At 72.5% G+C, this 23,844-nt stretch carries 20 protein-coding genes; 16 read left to right on the plus strand and 4 right to left on the minus strand.

All coding sequences use genetic code 11. The annotated features are described in order from the left end of the window. Positions 1-168: 168 nt before the first annotated feature. The 3 genes from ABZ565_RS13435 to ABZ565_RS13445 form a co-directional block, all read right to left on the minus strand. Positions 169-1,344 carry a macrolide family glycosyltransferase gene (locus tag ABZ565_RS13435; protein WP_361024782.1) on the minus strand — a complete coding sequence of 392 codons (1,176 nt, stop codon included), beginning with the start codon at positions 1,342-1,344 and terminating at the stop codon, positions 169-171. Positions 1,345-1,562: 218 nt separating this feature from the next. Next, the gene (locus ABZ565_RS13440) at positions 1,563-2,204 is read right to left on the minus strand and encodes a CatB-related O-acetyltransferase (protein ID WP_361025272.1); all 642 of its coding nucleotides are present in this window, start codon (positions 2,202-2,204) and stop codon (positions 1,563-1,565) included. A 127-nt stretch (positions 2,205-2,331) separates the two neighbouring features. Further along, positions 2,332-3,705 carry a lipase family protein gene (locus tag ABZ565_RS13445; RefSeq protein ID WP_361024785.1) on the minus strand — a complete coding sequence of 458 codons (1,374 nt, stop codon included), beginning with the start codon at positions 3,703-3,705 and terminating at the stop codon, positions 2,332-2,334. A 191-nt stretch (positions 3,706-3,896) separates the two neighbouring features. On the opposite strand from ABZ565_RS13445, the gene ABZ565_RS13450 reads away from it, so the two are divergent. The 11 genes from ABZ565_RS13450 to ABZ565_RS13500 all read left to right on the plus strand — a co-directional run bounded on the left by ABZ565_RS13450 (position 3,897) and on the right by ABZ565_RS13500 (position 18,095). After that, entirely contained in the window at positions 3,897-4,712 is an 816-nt protein-coding gene (locus tag ABZ565_RS13450) for an SAM-dependent methyltransferase (protein WP_361024788.1), read from the plus strand. A gap of 111 nt (positions 4,713-4,823) precedes the next feature. Further along, positions 4,824-5,867: a hypothetical protein gene (locus ABZ565_RS13455; protein ID WP_361024791.1), complete on the plus strand. Its 1,044-nt coding sequence runs from the start codon at positions 4,824-4,826 to the stop codon at positions 5,865-5,867. Between the two features lie 54 nt (positions 5,868-5,921). Next, positions 5,922-6,371, plus strand: coding sequence for a helix-turn-helix transcriptional regulator (locus ABZ565_RS13460; RefSeq protein WP_361024794.1), 450 nt, complete (start codon positions 5,922-5,924; stop codon positions 6,369-6,371). Positions 6,372-6,442: 71 nt separating this feature from the next. Beyond that, a complete protein-coding gene (locus tag ABZ565_RS13465; protein WP_361024797.1) occupies positions 6,443-8,818 on the plus strand; it encodes an excinuclease ABC subunit UvrA in 2,376 nt (791 codons plus the stop codon). A 75-nt stretch (positions 8,819-8,893) separates the two neighbouring features. Continuing rightward, positions 8,894-10,045 carry a hypothetical protein gene (locus ABZ565_RS13470; RefSeq protein ID WP_361024800.1) on the plus strand — a complete coding sequence of 384 codons (1,152 nt, stop codon included), beginning with the start codon at positions 8,894-8,896 and terminating at the stop codon, positions 10,043-10,045. A 426-nt stretch (positions 10,046-10,471) separates the two neighbouring features. Further along, positions 10,472-12,841: a nitrate- and nitrite sensing domain-containing protein gene (locus ABZ565_RS13475; protein WP_361024802.1), complete on the plus strand. Its 2,370-nt coding sequence runs from the start codon at positions 10,472-10,474 to the stop codon at positions 12,839-12,841. Further along, entirely contained in the window at positions 12,838-13,242 is a 405-nt protein-coding gene (locus ABZ565_RS13480) for a roadblock/LC7 domain-containing protein (protein WP_361024805.1), read from the plus strand. The genes ABZ565_RS13475 and ABZ565_RS13480 overlap by 4 nt, the downstream gene beginning before the upstream one ends. Positions 13,243-13,342: 100 nt before the next feature. Next, a complete protein-coding gene (locus ABZ565_RS13485) occupies positions 13,343-14,551 on the plus strand; it encodes an ABC transporter substrate-binding protein (protein ID WP_361025274.1) in 1,209 nt (402 codons plus the stop codon). 1 nt (position 14,552) lies between these two features. Then, positions 14,553-16,535, plus strand: coding sequence for an ABC transporter permease (locus tag ABZ565_RS13490; RefSeq protein WP_361024808.1), 1,983 nt, complete (start codon positions 14,553-14,555; stop codon positions 16,533-16,535). After that, positions 16,532-17,356, plus strand: coding sequence for an ATP-binding cassette domain-containing protein (locus ABZ565_RS13495; protein ID WP_361024811.1), 825 nt, complete (start codon positions 16,532-16,534; stop codon positions 17,354-17,356). The genes ABZ565_RS13490 and ABZ565_RS13495 overlap by 4 nt, the downstream gene beginning before the upstream one ends. Before the next feature lie 10 nt (positions 17,357-17,366). Then, the gene (locus ABZ565_RS13500; protein ID WP_361024814.1) at positions 17,367-18,095 is read left to right on the plus strand and encodes an ABC transporter ATP-binding protein; all 729 of its coding nucleotides are present in this window, start codon (positions 17,367-17,369) and stop codon (positions 18,093-18,095) included. A gap of 57 nt (positions 18,096-18,152) precedes the next feature. On the opposite strand, the gene ABZ565_RS13505 is transcribed toward ABZ565_RS13500, so the two are convergent. Further along, on the minus strand, positions 18,153-19,370 hold the full coding sequence (locus tag ABZ565_RS13505) for an FAD-dependent monooxygenase (protein ID WP_361024817.1): 1,218 nt from the start codon (positions 19,368-19,370) through the stop codon (positions 18,153-18,155). Between the two features lie 395 nt (positions 19,371-19,765). Here ABZ565_RS13505 and ABZ565_RS13510 point away from each other — a divergent pair, with 395 nt between their 5' ends. The 5 genes from ABZ565_RS13510 to ABZ565_RS13530 are packed head-to-tail and all read left to right on the plus strand — an operon-like array spanning position 19,766 to position 23,843. Next, positions 19,766-21,250 carry a hypothetical protein gene (locus ABZ565_RS13510; protein WP_361024820.1) on the plus strand — a complete coding sequence of 495 codons (1,485 nt, stop codon included), beginning with the start codon at positions 19,766-19,768 and terminating at the stop codon, positions 21,248-21,250. Positions 21,251-21,252: 2 nt separating this feature from the next. Continuing rightward, complete coding sequence (locus tag ABZ565_RS13515; protein WP_361024823.1) at positions 21,253-21,681, plus strand: roadblock/LC7 domain-containing protein; 429 nt, start codon at positions 21,253-21,255, stop codon at positions 21,679-21,681. Between the two features lie 23 nt (positions 21,682-21,704). Next, positions 21,705-22,031, plus strand: a complete 327-nt coding sequence (locus tag ABZ565_RS13520) for a DUF742 domain-containing protein (protein ID WP_361024826.1) — start codon at positions 21,705-21,707, stop codon at positions 22,029-22,031. Continuing rightward, positions 22,009-22,635 carry an ATP/GTP-binding protein gene (locus tag ABZ565_RS13525; RefSeq protein WP_361024829.1) on the plus strand — a complete coding sequence of 209 codons (627 nt, stop codon included), beginning with the start codon at positions 22,009-22,011 and terminating at the stop codon, positions 22,633-22,635. The genes ABZ565_RS13520 and ABZ565_RS13525 overlap by 23 nt, the downstream gene beginning before the upstream one ends. After that, entirely contained in the window at positions 22,632-23,843 is a 1,212-nt protein-coding gene (locus ABZ565_RS13530) for a cytochrome P450 (protein ID WP_361024832.1), read from the plus strand. The genes ABZ565_RS13525 and ABZ565_RS13530 overlap by 4 nt, the downstream gene beginning before the upstream one ends. Position 23,844 lies beyond the last annotated feature (1 nt).

Consider the following 23,844-nt stretch of genomic DNA (forward strand, 5'->3'; position numbering starts at 1 on the left):
CCCCGATCTTCGACCTCGTCGACTACGGCGTCGTCGGCGACCTCTTCGACGTCGTCCCCCAGCTCACCGAGGAGATCAACACCCGCAAGGGCTGACGCTTCCTCAACTCCGGTGGCCGGCCGGGGCGGTGGGTGCGGATATCCGCTCACCGCCCCGGCCGGGCCCGTTTCAGCCGAGCAGTTCCTCCACCAGGTCGGCGGCCCGCCGGGTGCCGCCCTCCGCCCGGGCGTCCTCGCGCAGCCGCGCCGAACGCCGGGCGACCTCCGGGTCGGTGACGAGCGCGGTGAGCGCTTCCCGCAGGGCCTCCGGGGTGGCGTCGTCGGTGTCGACGCGGCGGGCGACGCCCAGCTCCACGAGCTTGTCGGCGTTCATGAACTGGTCGACGCCCTGCGGCACGGCGATCATCGGCACCCCGCTGTACAGCCCCTCGGAGCTGCCGCCCATCCCGGCGTGCGTGACGAAGGCGTCCGCCTGCTGGAGGATGGCCAGCTGCGGCACCCACCGGTGGACCTCGACGTTGCCGGGTACGGTGCCCAGCTCCGCCAGGTCCGTCTGCTTGCCGACCTGGAGCACCACGTGCCAGCCGGGCAGGTCGCCGTAGGCCGCCAGGCAACTGCGGTAGAACTCCGGGCGGTTGGTGTACGCGGAGCCCAGCGAGATCAGCAGCACCTTCTCCGCACCGGCGGGGCGGGTCCAGGTCTGCTCGTCTCCGCGTCCGGCGAAGCACGGCCCGACGAACGTGACGGTGTCCATGTCCACGTCGTCCGCGTGCGGTTGCATCGCCCGGGGGATCAGGGCGAGGGTGTGGCCGGGGCGCCCGGTGAAGTCCTCCAGGTCCAGCGTGGTCGCTCCGCAGCCGGCCAGCCAGTCGGTGAACCTCGCCCGGTAGGCGTCGGCCCCGGGCAGCGCCCACAGCCGGGCCGCCACGTCCTCCGCGTAACTCCGCCAGCCGACGAAGGTCGGGTAGAGCTGCATCAGGCGGCGGTTCTGGGACTCGGCCAGCACCCGGGCCGGGTACGCGCCGATGTCGTACAAGTACAGGTCGGCCGGGTCCTCGTCGTAGACGGCGCGCAGCTGCGGCAGGGCCTGGACGGCGTCGTCCAGGAAGAGGCCCATGGCGGCGATCGGGTCGTCGGGCCAGTTGCCGTCACCGGCCGGGAGCACGGAGTCGTACGGCACGAAGGTGGCGCCGGCGGCCTCGATGCGCTCGGCCATCACGGGGTCGTTGGCGTAGGTGACGCGGTGGCCGCGGGCCACCAGTTCGCGGATGAGCTCGATGCTCGGCAGCACATGGCTCACGACGGGAATGCCGACCATGGCGATATGGGCACGGCGAGGTGACATGAGGAATCACTCGTTTCAGTTCTGCGGCGGAAGTGGATACGGCAGACCGCCGCGTCGCCACCCCGGCGATGGCCGGGCGGTGGGCGCGCGTGCGCGGTGTGCCGGACGGGTCGGGGCGGAGCCCCCGCCGCGTCAGCCGTAGAGCTGGACGATGTTCATACGGCGACCCTAACCGCCGCCCATTCCGCGCGCACGTGGATTTTCGGGCGGCGGGGCCGTCACGCCCCGGGGGTGGCCGCTTCGAGGTCGTCCACCGTGCCGGACATGAGGGTCCGGATGTGGGCGGTGATGTGCTCGGCGGGCCAGTCCCACCAGGCGAGCGCGAGGAGGCGGGCGATGTCCTTCTCCTCGTAGCGGGTACGCAGCAGCCGGGCCGGGTTGCCGCCGACGATCCCGTAGTCCGGCACGTCCTTGGTGACCACCGAGCCGCTGCCGATGATCGCGCCGTGCCCGATCCGCACGCCGGGCAGCACCGTCGCCCCGTGCCCGAACCAGACGTCGTTGCCCACGACCGTGTCGCCCCGGTTCGGCAGCCCGGCGAGCAGGTCGAAGTGGTCGGCCCAGGAGCCGCCCAGGGTCGGGAACGGGAAGGTGGAGGGGCCGTCCATCCGGTGGTTGGCGCCGTTCATCAGGAAGCGCACGCCCGTGCCGAGCGCGCAGAACCTGCCGATGACCAGCTTCTCCGGGCCGTAGTGGTAGAGCACGTTGCGGGTCTCGAACGCGGTGGCGTCGTCCGGGTCGTCGTAGTACGAGTACTCCCCCACCTCGATCAGCGGCGAGGTCACCAGCGGCTTGAGCTGCACCACTCTCGGCTGGCCGGGCATCGGGTGGAGCACGGTCGGGTCTGCGGGTACGGGCAGCGGCATGGGGTCCTCACGGTCGCGGGGCGGTCCGCCGACCATGATCTCCGCGCCGCGGCCCGCACGACAGCGGTTTACGGGAAAGCCCGCCCCGGAAGGACCGGGGCGGGCGGGTGCGGGCGAGGGGTCAGGGCTGGATCGGCATCGACCAGCAGTTGGAGACGGACCGTTTTCCGGCGAGGCGGTCGGTCATCCAGGAGATGGCGTCGCCCTGGTCGGTGATGAGCGGGACCATGTGGTTGGTGAGGATCTTGTCGCCGAGGTTGGGCAGGATGACGGCGTCGTAGGTGACGTCTGCGCCCTTGCGGCACCAGTCGACGGCGAGTTGACGCGCCTGGCCGTGCGGCACTATGTCGTCCTGGGTGCCGGTCGCCACCCGCACCGGACCGGACGGCTTGAGGGTACCGATGCGCTGCTTGTCGAGTGCGGCCTGCGCCTTGGGCTCGGCGGCGATGATCTCGCCGAGGGACTTGCCGGTGGTGGTCCACTTGCTGCTCTTCGCGAAGCCGTAGCCGAGGATCGCGTCACCGACGCACATGGTCGAGGCGTCCTTCAGCGCGGCCCGCCCGGCGTCGTTGATGTTGGCCTCCACGACGTCCCGCAGATCTGCGTCGGCCTGCGCGAAACCGTTGATCGACCAGGCGAGGGCGCCGGCCAGGGCGCTGCCGTCGATGCCCTTCATGGTCGCCGTCAGGTCGGCGGGCGGGGCTCCGGCGTACGTCCCGGCGAGCTGGATCTCGGGGGCGTACGAGGGCTGGAGCTCGGCGGCGGACGCGCTGGCCCCGCCGCCCTGGCTGTAGCCGTACAGGCCCGTCCGGGAGTCGGGCGTGAGCGAGGTGGCGGGCAGCCGGTGGGCGGCGCGGACCGCGTCGAGCAGCGCGTGCCCCTCGTCCACCCGGTTGACGTAGGTGTGGAGGCGGTCGGTGGTGCCGAGGCCCACGTAGTCGGTGACGACGACGGCGACACCGGCGGAGAGCAACCGGTAGACGGACAGGGTCTCGTAGCCGATCGAGACGGTCTCCGTGGTGGCGGTCAGCGGGTGCTGGAGGGCCAGCGAGGGGGCGCACTGGTCGCCCTGCCCCATCGTGCCGGAGGCCAGCGCGACCAGCGGGCGGGCGCCGCCGCCCTTCCAGGCGGCCGAGGGTTCGATGTAGGCGCCGGTCACCGCGGCCGGCTGCCCGTTGGAGTCGGTCGTCCGGTACATGAGGCGGGTGGCGGTGCCCGGCATCGGGCGCCCGTCCAGGCCGGGCAGGCTCAGGGCCAGCGGCAGGGGCTCGGTCCGGATCAGCGCCCCGTTGGCGGCGGGCAGCTGGGCGGGCGGGTGGTAGAAGGCGGGGATGGTCACGCCCCGGGACACGACGGGCTCGGTGCCGTCCGCGGCGGACGCGGGCGCGGCGTACGCGGCCACGCAGGCCGCCGCGGTCACGGCGACGGCCGCGGCGCGCAGGGGACGGACGCGGCGTGGGGGAAGGGTGGAACGCGAACGGTCCTTGCGGCTCAAGGCTCACTCCTCGCTCTGCTCCGGAATACGGGTGAGCGCAAGCTAACAGCAGGGATTACCGGTGGTAACCCATCAGTAAGTTACGCATTGGTAACTGTCGTCGGCGGTCGAACTCTCCCTGCTCGGCGCCGGAGTTGCTTAAGGTGGGCCCGAGCTGATCATCCGCAGCCTCCCGCACCCTGGAGTTGGCCATGTCCCGACCGGAGAACGCCCCCACCGCCCCGCTCATCGACACCAGCAAGCCGCATCCCGCGCGGATGTACGACTGGTTCCTGGGCGGCAAGGACAACTACCCGGTGGACGAGGCCATGGGCCGTCAGATGCTGGCCGTCGAGCCGAACGTCCCGGTGATGGCGAAGATCAACCGCGCGTTCATGCACCGCGCCACCCGCTGGCTGTCCGCCCAGGGCGTCCGCCAGTTCCTCGACATCGGCACCGGTATACCCACCGAGCCCAACCTGCACCAGGTCGCCCAGGAGGCCGCCCCCGCCACCCGGGTCGTCTACTGCGACAACGACCCGATCGTGCTGGCCCACGCCGAGGCGCTGCTCAAGGGCACGCCCGAGGGCGTCATCGACTACGTCCAGGCCGACGCGCGGAACGTCGACACCATCCTCGAACACGCGGGCAGGACGCTGGACTTCAGCGAGCCGGTCGCGCTGTCGATGATCGCGCTGCTCCACTTCGTGAGCGACGAGGACGGCGCGTACGAGCTGGTGAGCCGGCTGACCGACGTCCTCGCGCCCGGCAGCTACATGGTCATCTCGCAGATCACCGCCGACTTCCACCCGGAGGAGGCGCGCCAGGTGGACGAGATGTACAAGGCCAACACCCTGACGCTGGCGCCGCGCACCCGCGACCAGTTCGGTGCTTTCTTCGACGGGCTGCAGATCGTGGAGCCGGGCATCGTCGCCGCCGAGGCCTGGCACCCCGAGCTCGGCGAGCCGGTCCCCGGCACGGGTGAGGTCGTCACCCCCGGGTACGTCGCGGTCGGCCGCAAGCCGTAGCCCGACGGGCCTCATCCACGGCAGCCCGGTGGGCACTTCGGTGTCACCGGGCTGTGTGATGATGCACGGAAAACGGACCGGCGGGCAGGCCGTGAGGGGCGGGAGCGCAGCGTGGGCCAGAGCGGGTCGTCCATACCGGACGAGGAGTGGGAACGCTTCCTGCGGGAGGCCGAGGCCGGGACCCCCGGCGCCCCCGAGGAACCGTCCGCCCGGGCCCGGATGGTGGCCCAGCGGCTGCGCGAGGAGACCGCCCCGCCCACGGGGTGGCGCACCCATCAGCCGTCCCGGCGACGCGGCAGGGTCTGGTACGTGGTGGGCCTGGTGGTCGTCGTCGCGCTGCTCGTCGTGGCGCTTGTCCCGGGCCGGGCGGCGGGCTGGCTCGGCTTCCACGGCGGGGGCGGCTCCGCGGCGGCGTCCGGACAGCCCACGCTGGACGACCCGTTCAAGGGGTCGCCGGCAGAGCACTGGGCCGCCGGGACGGCCGGGATCACGATGCCCTCGGCGCGGGCGACCGGGTGGATGAGCGAGCAGCAGGTGTCCGACGCACTCGACAGCAGCCTGGCCTTCCTCTCCGACGCCGGCCTCGATCCGGCGGTGCTGCGCGGGGAACGGCCGGTGAAGGCCATCGCGGCGCTCAACCCGAAGCAGGCCGACGTCAAGGAGTACCTGGCGCACGCCTTCGACACCCCCACCCGGAAGAACGACCCGCTGCTGCTGTTCAGCCGCTTCGACCCCTCGTACGCGCGCCTGGCCGGTGACGTGATCAAGACGCGCGGCGAGATCACCTACCGGGAGGGCGAGCGGGGCGCGGTCGAGGTCACCGCGGACGTCACCTTCGTCTACCCCGTCGTACGGGCCTCCGGGGACAGCGACGAGGTCGCCCGGACGATCGCCCGCCGGGAGATCGTGATGAGCTGGGACGACCCGGACAAGGTGATCATCGCGCCGGGGACCTTCTCGCTGAAGGCGTACCGGCTGGACTCCGCCAACGGGGGCTGCGAGAACACCACCGGCTACTTCGTCCCCGAGTTCGGCAAGGAGCGCGGGCCCTCGGACGACGGCACGAAGATCGACCCGTACGAGCGGAGCACGTCCATGGACGAGCGTATGGGGGACCGGGACGCCGCGGACTGCGACACCGCCACCCGCACCTGACTCGGGGGGCGCGATACCCGGGCGGGGCGCTCCCCCACGACGTACGCTTCGGGCGTGACGAGCAAACCCGACGCGGCACACGGCCTGCGCGACCTCGCGCGGCTGCGCCGGGTCCGCGACCGGATCGACCGCGAGTACGCCCAGCCGCTCAACGTCGAGGCGCTGGCGCGCGGCGCGCACATGTCGGCGGGCCATCTCAGTCGCGAGTTCCGGAGGGCGTACGGGGAGTCCCCGTACGGCTACCTCATGACCCGGCGCATCGAGCGGGCGATGACACTGCTGCGCCGGGGGGACATGAGCGTCACCGAGGTCTGCTTCGCGGTCGGCTGCTCCTCGCTCGGCACGTTCAGCACGCGCTTCACGGAGCTGGTGGGAATGCCTCCGAGCGTCTACCGGCAGGAGGCGGCGCAGGCGACCGCGGGAATGCCGTCCTGCGTCGCGAAGCAGGTGACGCGGCCGGTCAGGAATCGAGAAGCCCCGCTGCCGGGGACGCCGCTAGCGTGAAGGCGTGAACCGGGAAAGCAGCCGGTGACGACGGGGCTGTACGACGGCCCCGCCAATCCAGGGAGAGCACGATGAGCAGGGCCACAGGTACGCGGACGCACGCCGCCGACAGCCACGATCTGATCCGTGTGCACGGGGCACGCGTGAACAATCTCAAGGACGTCAGCATCGAGATCCCCAAGCGCCGGCTGACGGTGTTCACGGGCGTCTCCGGGTCCGGCAAGAGCTCACTGGTGTTCAACACCATCGCCGCCGAGTCGCAGCGGCTGATCAACGAGACGTACAGCGCCTTCGTCCAGGGGTTCATGCCCACCCTGGTCCGGCCCGAGGTGGACGTCCTGGAAGGGCTGACCACCGCGATCATCGTGGACCAGCAGCGGATGGGCGGCGACACCCGCTCGACCGTGGGCACGGCGACCGACGCCAACGCCATGCTGCGCATCCTCTTCAGCCGCCTCGGCACCCCGCACATCGGCCCGCCCAGCGCGTATTCCTTCAACACCGCGTCCGTGAAGGCGAGCGGTGCGATCACCGTCGAGCGCGGCAACAAGAAGGCGGTGAAGGCGACCTTCAACCGGACCGGCGGCATGTGCACCGAGTGCGAGGGCCGGGGCACCGTCTCGGACATCGACCTCACCCAGCTCTACGACGACTCCAAGTCCCTCGCCGAGGGTGCGTTCACCATCCCCGGCTGGAAGTCCGACAGCTTCTGGACCGTCCGGGTCTACGCCGAGTCCGGGCTCCTCGACCCGGACAAGCCGATCGCGAAGTTCACCAAGAAGGAGATGCAGGACTTCCTGTACCGGGAGCCCACCAAGGTCAAGGTGGAGGGCGTCAACCTCACGTACGAGGGGCTGATCCCCAAGATCCAGAAGTCGTTCCTGTCCAAGGACAAGGACTCTCTGCAGCCGCACATCCGGGCCTTCGTGGAGCGCGCGGTCACCTTCACCACCTGCCCGGCCTGCGACGGCACCCGGCTCAGCGAGGGCGCCAGGTCCTCGAAGATCGCGGGGATCAGCATCGCGGACGCCTGCGCGATGCAGACCAGCGACCTGGCCGCCTGGATCCGCGACCTGGACGAGCCCTCGGTGGCGCCGCTGCTCACCGCGCTCGGGCAGACCCTCGACTCGTTCGTGGAGATCGGCCTCGGCTATCTGGCACTCGACCGCCCCGCCGGCACGCTGTCCGGCGGCGAGGCGCAGCGCGTCAAGATGATCCGCCACCTCGGCTCCTCGCTGACCGACACCACGTACGTCTTCGACGAGCCGACCGCCGGGCTGCACCCGCACGACATCCAGCGGATGAACAACCTGCTGCTGCGCCTGCGCGACAAGGGCAACACCGTGCTGGTGGTGGAGCACAAGCCGGAGACGATCACGGTCGCCGACCACATCGTGGACCTGGGCCCCGGCGCCGGTGCGGCCGGCGGCACCGTCTGCTTCGAGGGCACCGTCGACGGGCTGCGCGCCTCCGGCACCGTCACCGGGCGCCACTTCGACGACCGGGCCGCGCTCAAGAAGTCCACCCGCGAGCCCAGCGGCACGCTGGAGGTGCGGGGCGCCTCGGCGAACAACCTGCGCGGCGTCGACGTGGACATCCCGCTCGGCGTGCTGACCGTCGTCACGGGCGTCGCCGGGTCCGGGAAGAGCTCGCTGATCCACGGCTCGGTCGCCGGGCGGGACGGCGTGGTCACGGTCGACCAGAGCGCGATCCGCGGTTCGCGGCGCAGCAACCCGGCCACGTACACCGGGCTGCTCGACCCGGTCCGCAAGGCGTTCGCCAAGGCCAACGACGTGAAGCCGGGCCTGTTCAGCGCCAACTCCGAGGGCGCGTGCCCCACGTGCAACGGCGCGGGCGTCGTCTTCACGGACCTGGCGATGATGGCGGGTGTCGCCACGGTCTGCGAGGAGTGCGAGGGGAAGCGGTTCCAGGCCTCGGTGCTCGAATACCGGCTGGGCGGGCGGGACATCAGCGAGGTGCTGGCGATGTCGGTTGCCGAGGCCGAGGAGTTCTTCGGCTCCGGTGACGCGCGTACGCCGGCCGCGCACCGCGTTCTCGAACGGCTGGTGGACGTCGGCCTCGGCTACCTCAGCCTCGGCCAGCCGCTGACCACGCTCTCCGGCGGTGAGCGGCAGCGGCTGAAGCTGGCGACGCACATGGGCGAGAAGGGCGGGGTGTACGTGCTCGACGAGCCGACCACCGGGCTGCACCTCGCGGACGTGGAGCAGCTGCTCGGGCTGCTCGACCGGCTCGTGGACTCCGGCAAGTCGGTCGTCGTCATCGAGCACCACCAGGCCGTGATGGCGCACGCCGACTGGATCATCGACCTGGGCCCCGGCGCCGGTCACGACGGCGGCACGCTGGTCTTCGAGGGCACCCCCGCCGACCTGGTCGCCGCGCGTTCCACCCTCACGGGCGAGCACCTGGCGCGGTACGTGGGCGCCTGAGCGAGCTTCCCGCGCGCGCCCGGCCCGTGGTGGCCGGGCGCCCGCGGACAGGGGTCCCTTCCTAGGATGCGGGCCATGACCGATCGTGTGCTCGAACTGCTCCGCAGCCGTCCCGACCTGGCGGAACTCGCCGCATTCCCCTTCGACTTCGATGTGGAGCGGGCCTACCACGTCGAGGCGGTGCACCTGGCGTCCGGGATGGAGCTGGAACCGGTCGCGGGGGACGACACCGGGGGTACGTACTTCCTGTGCGGCGGTACGGCGGTGCTGTACGCCTCCTCCGAGGGCGACGCGGTCCTGATCGCCGACAGCGTCTCCGAGGCGCTGGAGATGCTGGTGCGGCTGCCCGGTTGGTGCGAGGGGCTGTCCGCGGAGCTGGACGAGGAGGGGCTGCGGGCCGCCGTGCGCGCCGGGGACGCGGAGGCACGCGAGGAGTTCGCGCCCGAACTGGACGCCCAGCGCGCCGCGTTGATCGAGGGCCTGGGGCTCCCGGAGCGGCCGCTCACCGAGCTCTTCGCCCTGTCGGAGTCCGCCGCCCGGCGCACCGAGCCGGACTACCTGCTCCTCAACTCCGCTGAGCTGTGCGCCTACCGGCTGGACGAGAGGTACCGGATGCGCCTTCGGGACGTGGTGCGCGGGGAAGAGGGAACGGAGCCGGACGCGTTCGCCCTGGTCGAGCTGGCGTGCCGTCAGGGGATGTGGCAGCACGCCAAGGTGGCGCTGATCCGGATGCTGGACGACACGGGTCCCGACGCGGACCGGCTGCGGGCGCTGAGCCGGGCGCTGGAACGGCTGGGCGAGTACGGGCAGGCGGCTCGCGCCCAGTTCAACCTGCTCTCGCTCCAGGACACGGACCGGGACCGCGCGGCGGAGGCGTACGTGCTCGCCCGGATCGAGCGCGGCAAGGGCGATCTCCCGGCGGCGGCGCGCGCGTTGGGGCGGGCGCGTGCAGCGGTGGGGCCGGCTGGCGGGGATGGCCGCGGGCGTGGTTCCGGCGCGCCGGACGGCACCGCCGAGGAGTGGCATCGGCGCGGCCTCGGCCGCCTCATCGCGGAGCAGCACCTCGAACTCGTGCTGGCGGCAGCGGAGTCGGGCGATGCGGAGCTGGCGCGCACGGTGATGGGGGATGCCCGGCAGGTCCTGCGGCGGATCGCCAAGGGGTCGGCCAAGGCGCTCGCCCCGCTGTCCGCGCGGGCGCGGTGGGCGGTGGCCGCGCTGGAAGAGTGATCAGGTCAAGGCGGCGTGCCGTGGAGGTCATGTGCCTTTTGAGGATGGCCTGTTCACTGCGGTGCAGGGGTGGTGACGAACCATCGCCTTCGCTAATCGGACGCGACTTCTCCCGACATCACGCACCTTTGTGAAGCCTGTCGGGCCGTGCACACCGGGGCCAATCCGGCGCCCAACAGTCACACTTGACCGAATCCGACCGCATTCGCGCAACTAACTGAACGCAAATTTTCGACGCTGCACGCATCCGGCGTTGTGCACTAGGCATAGGATCAAGCCGCGCAATGTGAACCCCACCCACCCCACCCGTCCCATTCGTAACTGTGCGCACGATGTACGAGCGTCCCTACCGACACCCCACAACCCGTTAACAGGTATCTGCGTGTCACCGATACTCAAGCCCGGTTCCGGCGACGGAGCCGCGCAGTGAAAATCAATCGCCGCCTCGTCCTGCTGGTCACCGCTCCCCTCACCGTCGCGGTCGCGTTCTCGGCCCTGGCCCTCGCACCCGCGACCAATCAGGCACTGCAGGCGAACCGGCTGGCCGACATGGTCGACGTCGCCGCCGGTGCAGCCGACTTAACCCACCAGTTGCAGCGTGAGCGCGCGGCCGCCACCGCGCTGGTCTCGGACCAGGGGGACTCGTCCGCCTTCCAGGCGAGTTCCGACGCGACCGACAAGAGCATCGCCGCCTTCAAGAGCCGCACCGGCGGACTCTCCGAGGTGCCCGGAAGTGCCCGCGAGGCACTGGTCCGCGTCGACCGCTTCATCGATGAACTCCCCGCCCTGCGCGCCCAGGTGCGCTCGGGCAGCACCACCATCTCCGCGCTGGCCTTCGGCTACCGGATCGTGATCGCGGATCTCAACGGCTATCGCGACGGCATCGCGCAGGCCGACGGTGTCGACGCCGACATCGCCGACCGCATCCGCGCGGCCGCGGCGCTCTCCGAGGCCGCCGAGCACACCGCGCAGCAGCAGATCACCGTCATGAGGGCGCAGGCCGCGGGTGGTTTCACCGCGGCCTCCCAGCGGACCTTCGACGCCAGCCGGCTCGGCTACACCGAGTCGACGAGCGTCATGTTCAGCCTCGGCCCGAGCGAGTGGCGGTCCTGGCTGGAGCGCACCCTCTCCGGACCGAAGGCCCTGGAGTCCCGCAAGCTGGAGGACCGGATCGGTCGCACGGACACCAGCAAGCGGATCGGCGTCACGCCCGAGAAGTGGCAGAAGGCGTCCGACGACCGGCAGACCCTGCTGCACCAGGTGGAGGAGCGGATCGACGAGTCCGTCGCCGCCACCGTCGACGCGGAGCGCACCAGGCTGCTGTGGACCGCCGGGGGCGAGGTCGCCCTCGTGCTGCTGACCCTGGTCGGTGTCGTCCTCGTCGCCGTCCGCCTCGGCCGGGTCATGATCCGCCGGCTGCGCGACCTGCGCAACGCCGCGCACGAGGTGGCCCACACCCGGCTGCCCGCCATCATGAGCGAGCTGTCCCAGCCCGGCGCGCTGAGCGGCGCCACGCCCGAGCAGGTAGCCGAACGCACCGGCAACCCCGTCGAGACCACGAGCGGGGACGAGATCGGCGAGGTCGGCGAGGCGTTCAACGCCGTCCACCACGAGGCCGTGCGCCTCGCGGCCGAACAGGCCCGGGTGCACGAGCAGTTCGCCGAGACCCTGGTCCGGGTCGCCCGCCGCGGCGCCCAGCTGACCAGCGTCATGGTGTCCGAGCTGGACACGGTGCAGCGCGACGAGGCGGACCCGGAGCGCATGAAGACGCTCTTCGCCCTCGACCACCTCGCGATCCGCATGGAGCGCAACACCAACAACCTGCTGGTGCTGGGCGGTTACGGCAACGCCCGGGTGCGCTCCGCCGACATCGGCTGCTCCACCGTCATCGTGGCGGCCGCCCAGCAGATCGAGCGCTTCGACCGGGTGTCCCTGGGCGCGATCGAGGCGGGCATCGGCATCGCCGCCCGCGCCGTGCACGACGTCGCGCACATCCTGGCGGAACTCCTCGACAACGCCACCCGCTTCTCCCCGCCCGACGCCCAGGTCGGGGTCGCCGTCTGGCGGCTGTGGGACCGGGCCGTCGTCCAGATCGTGGACGAGGGCGTGGGCATCTCGGCGGACCGGCGTGCCGTGCTCAACGCCGGGCTGCGCGAGCCGAAGTCGGGCATCGGGGACGTGCGGTCCATGGGTCTGCACGTGGTGGCGCGCCTCGCCGCCCGCCACGGCATCGTTGTCGAGCTGCGCGACTCCTCGGGCCCCGGCACCATCGCCGAGGTCACCCTGCCCAGGGGCGTGCTGGCCGAGGTGTCCGAGGAGCCGGCCCCGCCGACGGAGAACGGCTTCGAGTCGCCCCGTACGGTCGTCACCCGCCGGAAGCCGGACCACGTACGCGGACCGGCCGGCCGCCCGGTCGGCGCGAGCGTCGGCGCCCGTGCGGGCGCCCCGGCGGCCCCGGGCACGCGCGAGGAGCACGAGGCCCCGGCCCGTACGGACGTCGCCGACGCGCCCGCCCCGCACCCCGTGCACGACGAGCCGGCCTCACGCATCGCGGGCGTCAGCGCGTCCGGCCTCCCGGTCCGCAAGCGCACCGCGCCCCAGCAGTGGCCCGCACGGGAGAAGCGGGCCGGTACCGAGCAGCGGTCCGGCGCCGGTGCGCCGCGGCCGACCCCCCGCCGCCGGGACTCCCGGCAGGTATCCGACGTCCTGGCGGCCTACGCCCAGGGCATCAGCCGGAGCACGAACCCCCGCGGGCGTCCCGCCAGCAACGACGACACCGAACGGACCATGAAATGACCTCACCCACCGACCTGAGCTGGATCCTGAGCGACTTCGCCGGACGCATCCCGGAAGTCACCCAGGCGATAGCCGTGTCCGTGGACGGACTCGCGCTCGCGTACACCGGCGTGGAGCGCGACGACGCCGACCGGCTGGCCGCCATCGCCTCCGGCGTCGTGAACCTGCTGTCCGCGGCCGCCCAGCTGACCGACACCGACCCGGTGGAGCACAGCCTCACCGCGATGGAGGGCGGCTACATGTTCTCCATGGCCGTCTCCAGCGGTGCCTCGCTCCTGGTCATGACCACCAGGGACGCGGACATCGGCGAGGTCAGCTACATGATGTCCGAGCTGATCAACCAGGTCGGTGACTCGCTTTCCCCCCAGGTCCGTTCCCCGCACACCTCCCCCACGCACTGACCCGGCCGTCCCCCACGGCCGTACACCGACCCGTCCGCGGAGCCCACGCCCCGCGGTCGGGTCACACCGTTGCCCAACCACTCCCCCGATGAGAGCACTCATGTTCTTCGACATACCCCGCCGCACCCGCCACCGCAGATTCGTCCGGCCCGTCGGTGCCGCCGCCCTCGCCCTCGGCCTGGCCGCCGTCACCGGCTGCAGCAGCGACAGCGGCTCCGGCGACGAGACCGTCAAGGTCGGCCTGGTCGCCTCGCTCTCCGGCACCTACAAGCCGGTCGGCACCGACCTGCGCGACGGCTTCCAGCTGTACCTGAAGACGCACGACAACAAGCTGGGCGGCCGCAAGGTCGACCTCATCGTGGCCGACGAGGGCGACGGCCCGCCGACCGCCGTCCCGGCCGCCACCAAGCTGGTCAAGAAGGACAAGGTCGACGTGCTGACCGGCCTGGTCAGCGGCGGCTCGGTCAACGCGGTCCTGCCCCTGGTCGGCCAGGCGAAGATCCCCTTCCTCGGCTCCAACGCCCGTCCCGAGGTCAAGGACCCCGAGTACGTGTGGACGACGAGCTTCATGTCCGACGAGCCGGGCAAGGCCATCGCCCCGTACGTCAAGGAGAAGGTGGACGGCCCGGTCTACGCGATCGGACCGGACTACCAGGGCGGTTACGACGAACTGCGCGGGTTCACCGACGAGTTCAAGCGCGTCGGCGGCAAGCTCGCCAACCCGGACGGCAAGACCAAGTGGACGCCGTTCCCGAAGACGACCAACTTCATGCCGTACTTCGCGGAGATCGCCAAGACCGACGCCAAGGCGGTCTACTGCTTCTACGCCGGCAAGGCCGCGATCGACTTCGCCAAGCAGTACGCGCAGTCCGACGTCGCCGACCTGCCGCTGTACACCGCCTTCGTCACCGAGGGCAGCGTGCTCCAGGCCGAGGGCCAGGCCGCCAAGGACATCTACTCCGTCCTGAACTACGCGCCGGACCTCGACAACGCGGCCAACCGCAAGTTCGCCGCCGACTGGACCGCCGAGCACGACACCCAGCCGACCACGTACGCCATGTCCTCCTACGACGCGGCCGCCGTGCTCGACAAGGCGATCGCGGACGCCGCGAAGAAGGGTGACGTGACGCCGCAGACGATCAACAAGGCCATCGCGGACCTGGGCCAGATCGACAGCCCGCGCGGCAACTGGGAGTTCAGCGACAAGGCGCACGCGCCGGTGCAGACGTGGTACCTGCGCCAGGTGCGACCGGACGGCAACCAGCTGTCCAACGTCATGGTCCAGGACCTGGCGACGCTCGGCGGCTGACATGGATCTGCTCGATGCCCACCTCGTGCCGGCGGTGGACGGAGTCGCCTACGGGCTGCTGCTGTTCGTGGTCGCCGCCGGCCTGAGTCTCGCGTTCGGCACGGCCGGCGTACTGAACCTCTCGCACGGCATGCTGTACGCGATCGGCGCCTACACCGGCGCCGAGCTGAGCGACGGAACCTGGGGCGGCCTCGCCCTCGGGCTCGCGGCCGGAACGGCGGCCGCCGCCCTCGCCGGGGCGGGACTCTCCGCCGCCACGGTTCCGCTCGCCCGGCGCGGGCATCTCGCCCAGGCCCTGCTGACGTTCGGGATCGCCCTCGTCGGCGGGGACCTGCTGATCCAGTTCTTCGGGGCGGACGAACTGCCGGTGCGCGTCCCCGGCGCGCTCGACTCCTCGGTCCACCTGCTGGGCCACCGCTACCCCGCCTACCGGCTCTGCTTCATCGCGATGGCCGTCGTCCTGGCGGCCTTCGGTACGTGGGTGCTCACCCGGACCCGGGTGGGTGCGGCGGTACGCGCGTCGGCGGACGACCCCCAGATGCTCGCCGCCACCGGCCACAACCCCCGGGCCGTGCACACCGGGGTGCTCGCGGCGGCGGGCGCGCTGGCCGGTGCGGCGGGCGTGCTCGGGGCGCCGATCATCGGCCCCGGGCCCGGCACCTCCGAGAACGTGCTGATGCTGTCCCTGGTGGTCGTCGTCCTGGGCGGGCTGCGCTCGCTGTGGGCGACGTTCGCCGCGGCGGTCGCCGTGGGCGAGGTCCAGACCCTGGGCGTCTCGGTGCTGCCGGACCTGGCGCCGTACCTGCTGTTCGCCGCGATGGCGGCGGTGCTGGTGTTCCGCTCCCGCTTCACGGAGCCGGAGGCGCACGAGGAAAGGGGCCCCGGCTCCGACCCGGTCTCCCGCCTGCGGCGGCTCCTCGCCGTCCGCTGGGAGAACCGGCCGCGCGCGGCGGCGACGCCCGCTCCGGCGGCCCCCGGGCGGCTCGCTGCCCGGCTGCACTCGGCCGGGTGGCGGCAGGCCGTCCCGCTGCTCGTCCTGCTGGTCGTCCTCTTCGCGCTCCCCGGGATGCTCGACTCGTACAGCATCTCGCTCGCCGGGTCCGCCCTGGCGCTCGGGCTGCTCGCGGTCAGCGTCACCGTGCTGACCGGGTACGCCGGTCTGCCCACACTCGGGCAGACCGCCCCGTTCGCCGTCGGCGCGTACGCCACCGCCAACCTGGCCGACGCCGGGTGGACGGTGGGCCCGGTCCAGATCGTCCTGTCGGCGCTCGCGGCCGCCGTGTTCTCGGCGGTGACCGGGCCCGCGGTCGTCCGGGCCCGGGGCACGACCGTGCTGATGATCACGCTGGCCGTCGGCGAGCTGACGAGTGCGGTGATCAACCAGGTCAAGTCCGTCACCGGCGGCGCCGACGGGCTGGTCGGCTTCCCGGCCACCCAGGCGCTGTGGGGCGGCGAGGGCATGACCGAGGAGCGCGAGCTGTACGTGTACGCGGCGGTCGTCGCGGTCGTCGCCGTCGCCCTCACCCTGCTGGTGCTGCGCTCCCCGGCCGGCAAGCTGCTCACCGGGACCCGTGGCGCCGAGGCGCGGATGCGCGCGTCCGGACACCCCGTGGGGCGCTATCTCCTGGTGGCCCACATCTGCGCCGGCGCGCTGGCCGGGGTGGGCGGCTCGCTGATGGTCACCGTGCAGCAGTACCTCTCCCCCGCCGACGTCGGTTTCGAGATCGCCGCGTTCGCGCTGCTCGCGGTCGTCATCGGCGGTACGACGTCGGTCATCGGCGCCCTCCTCGGCGCCGGGCTGATCGTGTTCACCCGGGACTGGGTCGCCGGCTCCTGGCCCGGCCACGGGCCGCTGCTGCTCGGGGCGCTGTTCATCGCCGCCGTGTACCTGCTGCCGCGCGGCCTGGCCGGCCTGCGCACCGTCGTCGGCCGCCCCGCCCCGGCCGCGCCCACCGTGTCCCCCGCCGGGAAGGTCTCCCCATGACGGCCGCGACCGAAGCGACGCCCGCACCCGGAGCCGCGCCGCCGGCCCCCGTGCTGGACCTCGACCACCTCACCCGCAGGTACGGCAGCCTCACCGCCGTGGACGACGTCGCGCTGCGGCTGCCCCCGGGCGCCCGGCACGCCGTGATCGGCCCCAACGGCGCCGGCAAGACGACGCTGCTCAACCTCATCGCCGGCACCGACCGGCCCGACCGGGGCACGATCGCCCTGAACGGTACGGACGTCACCCGGGCGTCCACCGCGAAGCGCAGCCGTCTTGGCATCGCGCGCAGCTTCCAGCAGCCGTCCGTCATCGGCGAGCTGACGGTGCTGGACAACATCGTGCTGGCCGGCTGGGCGCACCACCCGAAGCGCCGGGGCGCCTGGCGCAGCCCGTCCCGTTACCGGCTGCACACCGAGTCGGCGGGGCAGCACCTGGAGACCGTGGGGCTCACGCACCTGGCGCACCGGCCGGCCTCCGAGCTCTCGCACGGGCAGCGCCGCATGCTGGACCTGGCCGCGGCCCTGGCGGGCGATCCGCGCCTGCTGCTCCTGGACGAGCCGGCGGCCGGGCTGACCGACGGCGACATCGGCCGGCTGCTCGGCATCCTCGGGGCGCTGCCCGCGAGCGTGGCGGTCGTGCTGGTCGAGCACCACGTCGAGGTCGTCGCCCAGGTCGCCACGTCGGTCACCGTGCTGGCGGCCGGCCGGGTGCTGGTGACCGGGCCGACCGCGGAGGCGCTCGCCCACCCGGAGGTCCGCGACGCGTATCAGAACACGGTGTCGGACCTCGTCACCGACAGCCCCGAAGCGAGAGGATGACCGACCCCCGATGCTCGAACTCACGGGCCTGACCGCGGGCTACCACGGCGGCACGGTCCTCCACGGCCTCGACCTGTCCGTCCCCGCCGGCACGGTGCACGCCGTCGTCGGCCACAACGGCGCGGGCAAGACGACGCTCGTCCACACCGTCGCCGGTCTGATGCGTCCGGACGCGGGCACCGTACGGCTGGCCGGCCGGGACCTGACGGGGCAGCCGGCGCACCGGATCGCCCGCGCCGGCGTCGGCCTCGTGCCGCAGGGCCGCCGGGTCTTCGCGAACCTCAGTGTCGCCGAGCACCTGCGGCTCTCGCACCGTCCGCCGCGCCGGGGCGACGCCTCGCGGCCGAGTGTGTGGACGCCCGAGCGGGTCCTCGACCTGCTGCCGAGGCTGGGTGAGCGCCGGGGCAACCGGGGCACGGACCTGTCGGGCGGGGAGCAGCAGATGCTGGCCCTGGCGCGGGCGCTGCTCGGTTCGCCGAGCGTGCTGCTGCTGGACGAGCCGACGGAGGGCCTGGCCCCGGCCCTGGTCCGTCAGGTGCACGACCTGGTGACGACGCTGGCCGACGAGGGCATCGCCGTACTCCTGGTGTCGCCGAGTCCGGCGACGGCGGCCCGGTGCGCGGACACGCTCACGGTCCTGACGTCGGGCCGGGTGGCGCTGCGGCTGGACGGGGCGGAGGCCCGACAGGACCCGACGGCCCTGCACGCGGCGCTGGAGCTCGCGCCGACGGGCGTCTGACGGACCACGCGCGGAGGGGACTGCCCTGACGGGGCGGCCCCCTCCGCGTGTGTGCGGCTACTTCACCTTCAGGCTGTGGCCGCCGAAGCCGCTGCTGCGGTCGGAGCCGCTGTTCTGGTCCTGCCACCAGGCGTCGAACTCGGGCTGGTGCATGGCCGACCAGTCCGGGGTGTTCTCGACCTGGGTGCTGCCCATGCGGCGGGCGAGGGCCACCATGGCGGAGCCGACCGCGCCGCGCCCGGCGTCGTACCGTTCCAGCACGTCCTTCCAGCTGTCCCCGGCGGCCCAGGCCGCCTCCAGGGCGGTCGCGTCCTGGAGCGCCTTCACGCTCCCGGCACCGACATGCGGACGGGCGACACTGGCGGCGTCGCCGACGAGCGCCATGCGGCCCGAGGTGTAGTGCGGGACGACCAGGTCGTAGATGGGCTGGATGAAGGTGGTTTCGGCGGGCGTGCCGAGGACCTTGTCGGCCCAGAAGGGCGGGAAGTGGTCGGCGACGAGCGCGCGCAGCCAGTCGGTCAGCTCCGAGTTGAGGCGGCCCGGCGGGAGCGAGGTGGGGGTGCGCAGGTCGGGGTGGAGGCCGTCGGTCTGCGGGGGCGTGGTGTAGAGCACCCAGTTGAGGCGGTGGCCGCCGGTGCCGTCCGGGATGCGGTAGATCATGCAGTGGCCGCCGGGGAAGACGATGTTGTGGGCGTCGAGCCCCTCCGAGGGCAGCCCCTCGACGTCCTCGGACGCGCCCCGCCAGCCGATGTATCCGGCGTACTCGGGGCTGATGCCGGGGAACATGGCCTCGCGGACCACGGAGCGGTAGCCGTCGGCGCCGATGACCAGGTCGAACCGTTCCTCGTGGCCGTCGGCGAGCCGCAGGGTCACCCCGTCGTCGGCCGGCTCCACGGCGGTGACGACGGCGCCGGAGCGGTAGTCGACGCCCTCGGGCACCCGGCTGCGCAGCTCGCTCCACAGCGAGCCCCAGTTGTAGGCGCGGAACGGGAACGGCTGCTGTCCGAAGCCCCGGCCGTGCGGCGCGTCTCCGTCCCGTACGCTCCACACCCGCCGGGTCAGCGGTGCCCAGGGCATCTCGGGGGCGACGTACCCGGCCTCCCTCAGCTCCTCGTAGCGGTCGCTCTGGAGGGCGATTCCGACGCCCCGGTCCCGGAGTTCGGCGTCGGCGCGCTCGAAGACGGTGACGCGGTCCGCTCCGGCGCGCGACACGGCCAGGGCCGTGGCACACCCCGCTATGCTCCCGCCGACCACGGCGATGCTGCCTCCACGCATGACTGGCTCTCCACTCACTTGATGTCCCGCCCGGCCGCCCGGCCGCTCTCCCGCCGGGGCGCAGGCGCGGAAGTACGCTTGCGTTTGCGCTGGTTGGCCCGCGCCTTCGCGGTGGGGCCCGCACCGAATCCTAGCGAGGGACGCGTGGCGCGTGAGTGGCCAGGTGATGTCACTTTCGAGCCACCGATACATCGTCAATAGTCGTCCTGTGTGCGCTCCTTGGTCATTTATGTTTAGTGTTCTGTCATGTCCCCATCGCCGGTGAACCGCTCAGCCCCCCACCCGGCGGCCGGCTTCGGCAGCGGGTTGACCGGCCGCGGCGGCCCGTGTCCCGGCCTGCCCGCCGGTGCTCGCGCGGCCGGCGGACCCCTCCCCCTCACTTCCGCGAGGACCCCATGACCGAACCCATATTGATCCTGCTCGCGCTGGCAGCGGGAGCCTGCGCCTCGCTGTGGTTCCTGCGCCGCGCCCGCGCCGAGAAGCGGCGGGCGGACGAAATCCGGCAGCAGCGCGAGCAGTTGGCCCAGCAGATCCGGGCCGCCGAGCAGTACGTGGCGCATATCGCCCAGAGCGTCGTCCAGGCGGCCGCCTCCGAGGCGCAGACCGGCCGCCCCTACCAACTGGATTCGGCCATCCCGCCCCAGCTGGCCCACACTCAGCTCGCCAACGGGCTGACCGCTCTGGCGAATCAGGTGCGTTCCGCGATCACCATGACGGGCCGCCTCGCGCAGAGCGCCGCCGAGGAACAGCTCACCCAGGTATGGGCGGAGACGGAGCGTCAGATCGCTCAGGTCCGGCAGGAGTCGGTGGACACGGCACGGGCGGCGGTACGCGCCTTCGCGTCCAGCACCGTGCACCGCGCGGCGAAGCTGAGCAGCACGATCAGCGCCGGAGTGCGGCGCCATGTGTCGGACGACGCGTACGCGACGCTGGTCGAGATGGACCACCTGGCGCAGCAGATGCTGCTCACCGCGTCCGGCTACGGAGTCCTCGCCGGTGACAAGCTGTCGCGGCGCTGGCCCGCGACGACGCTGACCGATGTGGTGCGCACCGCCATGGGCCGGGTCGAGGGCTACCAGCGGGTCCAGCACACGGACCTGGAGTCGTTCGCGGTGCGCAGCCGGTCCGTGGAGGCGGTCGTCCACACCCTGGCCGTGCTGCTGGACAACGCCCTGCGCTACTCCCCGCCCAACGCCCTGGTGCACGTCTCCCTGGAGCACGGGGCGAACGCCGCGTTCCTCGTCGTGGACGACGCCGGTCTCCGGATGGAGGACGAGCGGCTGACCTGGGCCCGCGAGGTGATGTCCGGCGAGCAGCGGGACGACATCACGCGGCTGGGCGCCTACCCGCAGACGGGTCTGCGGGTGGCCTCGGTCCTGGCCCACCAGTACGGCTTCCGCGTCGAGCTGACCGCGCCGAACCTGTACGGCGGCACCCGCGCGATCATCGTGCTGCCGCAGGAGCTGCTGACGACGCCGGGGCCGTCCCGGCCGGTGTCCGCGCAGTCGCTGCCGACGGCCCGCAAGGCCACCGTCCCCCCGGCCCACCGGCCGGCCCCGCTCCCGGAGGCCCCGCACATGACCGGGTCCGCACCCGAGCCCGCCGCCCCCGCTCCCGCTCCCGCTCCCGCCGCAGCCGTAGAGCCCGCGCCCGCCCCCGTGTACCCGCCCGCCGATGAGCCCGCGTCCGGTCCGGCGCCGGCGACCACGGCCGGCGGGCTCACCGTCCGCCGGCGTGGGCCGCGGCCCGCCACCGGGGCGCGGCCGGGGCCCGAACCGGACGTCGGGCCGGGCAGGCCCGCGGTGGCCGCCGCGTGGATGGCGGGCAGCCGCCGCAGCCGGGACAACCAGAGCAATCCCCGTACGGACGAAGGACGTTGATCATGACGGACACGCACGCGAACACCCTGGGCTGGCTGCTGGACGAGCAGCTCGGATCGGTGGAGGGCGTCCGGTACGCCGTGCTGATGAGCGGCGACGGACTGCTGAAGGCGCGGACGCGCACCATCAGCCAGGAGGACGGCGAGAAGCTGGCCGCCCTGACCGCGTCGCTTCGCGCGTCGGGCCGGGCCTGGGACGAGTTCACCGGCGGGCAGGGCGTGCGCCAGCAGCTGATCGAGTCCGTGTCGACCATCGGGCTCACGACCGCGGCCGGGCACCACACCATGCTGTCCGTCGTCACCACGGGCCCGCACGCCGACGTCGGCCTGATCAGCCACCACATGGCCCTGCTGGTCGTCCGCCTGGGCGAGCAGCTGGGCACGAGGGAGCGCACCCCGGTGCTCCAGCCGGACGGGGGCCCCGCCGCATGAGCGGCCCACGGCACGATCCGGACATGGTCAGGCCCTACGTCCGTACCGGCGGACGGGTCCGCCCGGACCGGGACGTGCGCCTGGAGAGCGTGGTCGTCGCCGCGCCGGGCCCGGCCGGTGAGCTGGGACCCGACGCGCGGCGGGTGATGAGCCTGTTCGCGGTGGGCCGGGGCGGTCTGGCGGTCGCCGACATCGCCGCCGCGCTCCAGCTGCCGCCCTCCACCGTCCGGATCATCGTGTCCTCCCTGATGGACAGCGGCCATCTGGCCAGCCCGGCCGCCGCCGCCGGTGACCAGCCCCGAAACGACCTCCTCCAGAAGGTGCTCGATGGACTCCGAGAACTGGTCTGACGCCTCGAACGGCGTCTCGTACGTACCGGCCACGGTGACCCAGTCCGCCAAGATCGTGATCGCCGGTGGCTTCGGCGTCGGCAAGACCACCTTCATCGGCAGCGTCTCGGAGGTCCGGCCGCTGCGGATGGAGGAGCCGATCACGGAGGACAGCGTCGGCGTGGACGATCTGCGCGGGGTGCCGGACAAGACCACGACGACCGTGGGCATGGACTTCGGCCGCATCCACCTGGCCGGCGGCGCCCTCGCCCTCTATCTGTTCGGCCTGCCCGGCCAGGTGCGGTTCCAGCCGGTGTGGGAGGACCTGGCCCACGGCGCGCTCGGCTGCCTGGTGCTGGCCGACACGCGCGACCTGGACGCGAGCCACGAGGCGCTGGGGCTGCTGGAGGACCAGGGAATTCCGTACGCGGTCGCGATCAACGTGTTCCCGGACGCGCCCGGATACGACCTCGCCGAGATCCGCGAGGCCCTGGCGCTGGACCCGGAGACGCCCCTGACCACCTGTGACGCCCGGGACCGTACCTCCTGCGTGTACGCCCTGATCACGCTCACGGAATACCTCGCCGCGCAACGATCGGCCCTCTCCCTGGAGCCCACGCCATGACGTCCCCCAGCACCACCCTGCCGTCGGCCCCGTCGGGCCGGGTCGCGCTCTACGACCCGGCGTACGCCGCCGACCCGCATGCCGCGTACGCGAGCATGCGGGCGGCGTACGGGCCGCTGGTGCCCGTCGAGCTGTCCCCGGGCATCCCGGCCACCCTGGTGATCGGCTACTTCCAGGCCCGGCGCATCCTCAACGACCCCCTGTACTTCCCGCACGACCCGCGGATCTGGCAGGAGCAGGTGCCGGCCTCCTGCCCGGTGCGGCCGATGATGGAGTGGCGGCCCAACGCCCTGCGCAGCGGCGGCACCGCGCACGCCCGCTACCGGTCCGCCAACACCACCGCGATCGACGCCGTGGACCAGCACGAGCTGCGGGCCCGGGTGGAACAGCTGGCCGCGGCCGCGATCGCGGACTTCATCGCGGCGGGCCGGGCCGATGTGCTCACCCAGTACGCGTGGCCGATCGCCTTCCGCGTCCTCAGCTCCCTGCTCGGCTGCCCGGACGAGATCGGGGCGCGCATCGCGGACGGGATGTCCCGGATCTTCGAGGCCACGGACGCCCAGCGGGGCAACGAGATCCTGGGCCAGGCGGTCGCCGACCTCGTCGAGCTGCGCCGGCACCACCCCGCCGACGACATCACCTCACGGCTCCTCGCCCACTCGGCGCAGCTGACCGACGAGGAGATGAGCCACCAGCTGGTCACGTTGTACGGGGCGGGCATCGAGCCGCTGACCAATCTCATCGCCAACACCCAGCTGAAGATCCTCACCGACGAGGAGTTCTCCGCCGGGCTGCACGCCGGGCACTCCACCGTGCGGGACGCGCTCGACACCGTCCTCTACACCGACCCGCCGATGGCGAACTACTGCATCACCTATCCGCCCTACCCGGCGGACGTCGACGGGGTGCTGCTCCCCGCCCACCAGCCGGTCCTGATCTCGATGGCCGCCTGCAACAACGACCCGGCGATCGCGCGGGCGGCCGGCGGCATCGCGGGCAACCGGGCCCATCTGGCGTGGAGCATCGGCCCGCACACCTGCCCGGCGCGCTCGCACGCGTACCTGATCGCGGAGACCGCGGTCACCTATCTGCTCGACGCCCTGCCCGAGATGGACCTCGCGGTCCCGGCCGGCGAACTGCGCTGGCGCCCGGGCCCGTTCCACCGCGCACTGGAATCCCTCCCCATCGTCTTCCACGCCTCCCACTGAA

This window comes from Streptomyces sp. NPDC016469 (genome assembly GCF_040632905.1).
GTDB lineage: Bacteria > Actinomycetota > Actinomycetes > Streptomycetales > Streptomycetaceae > Streptomyces.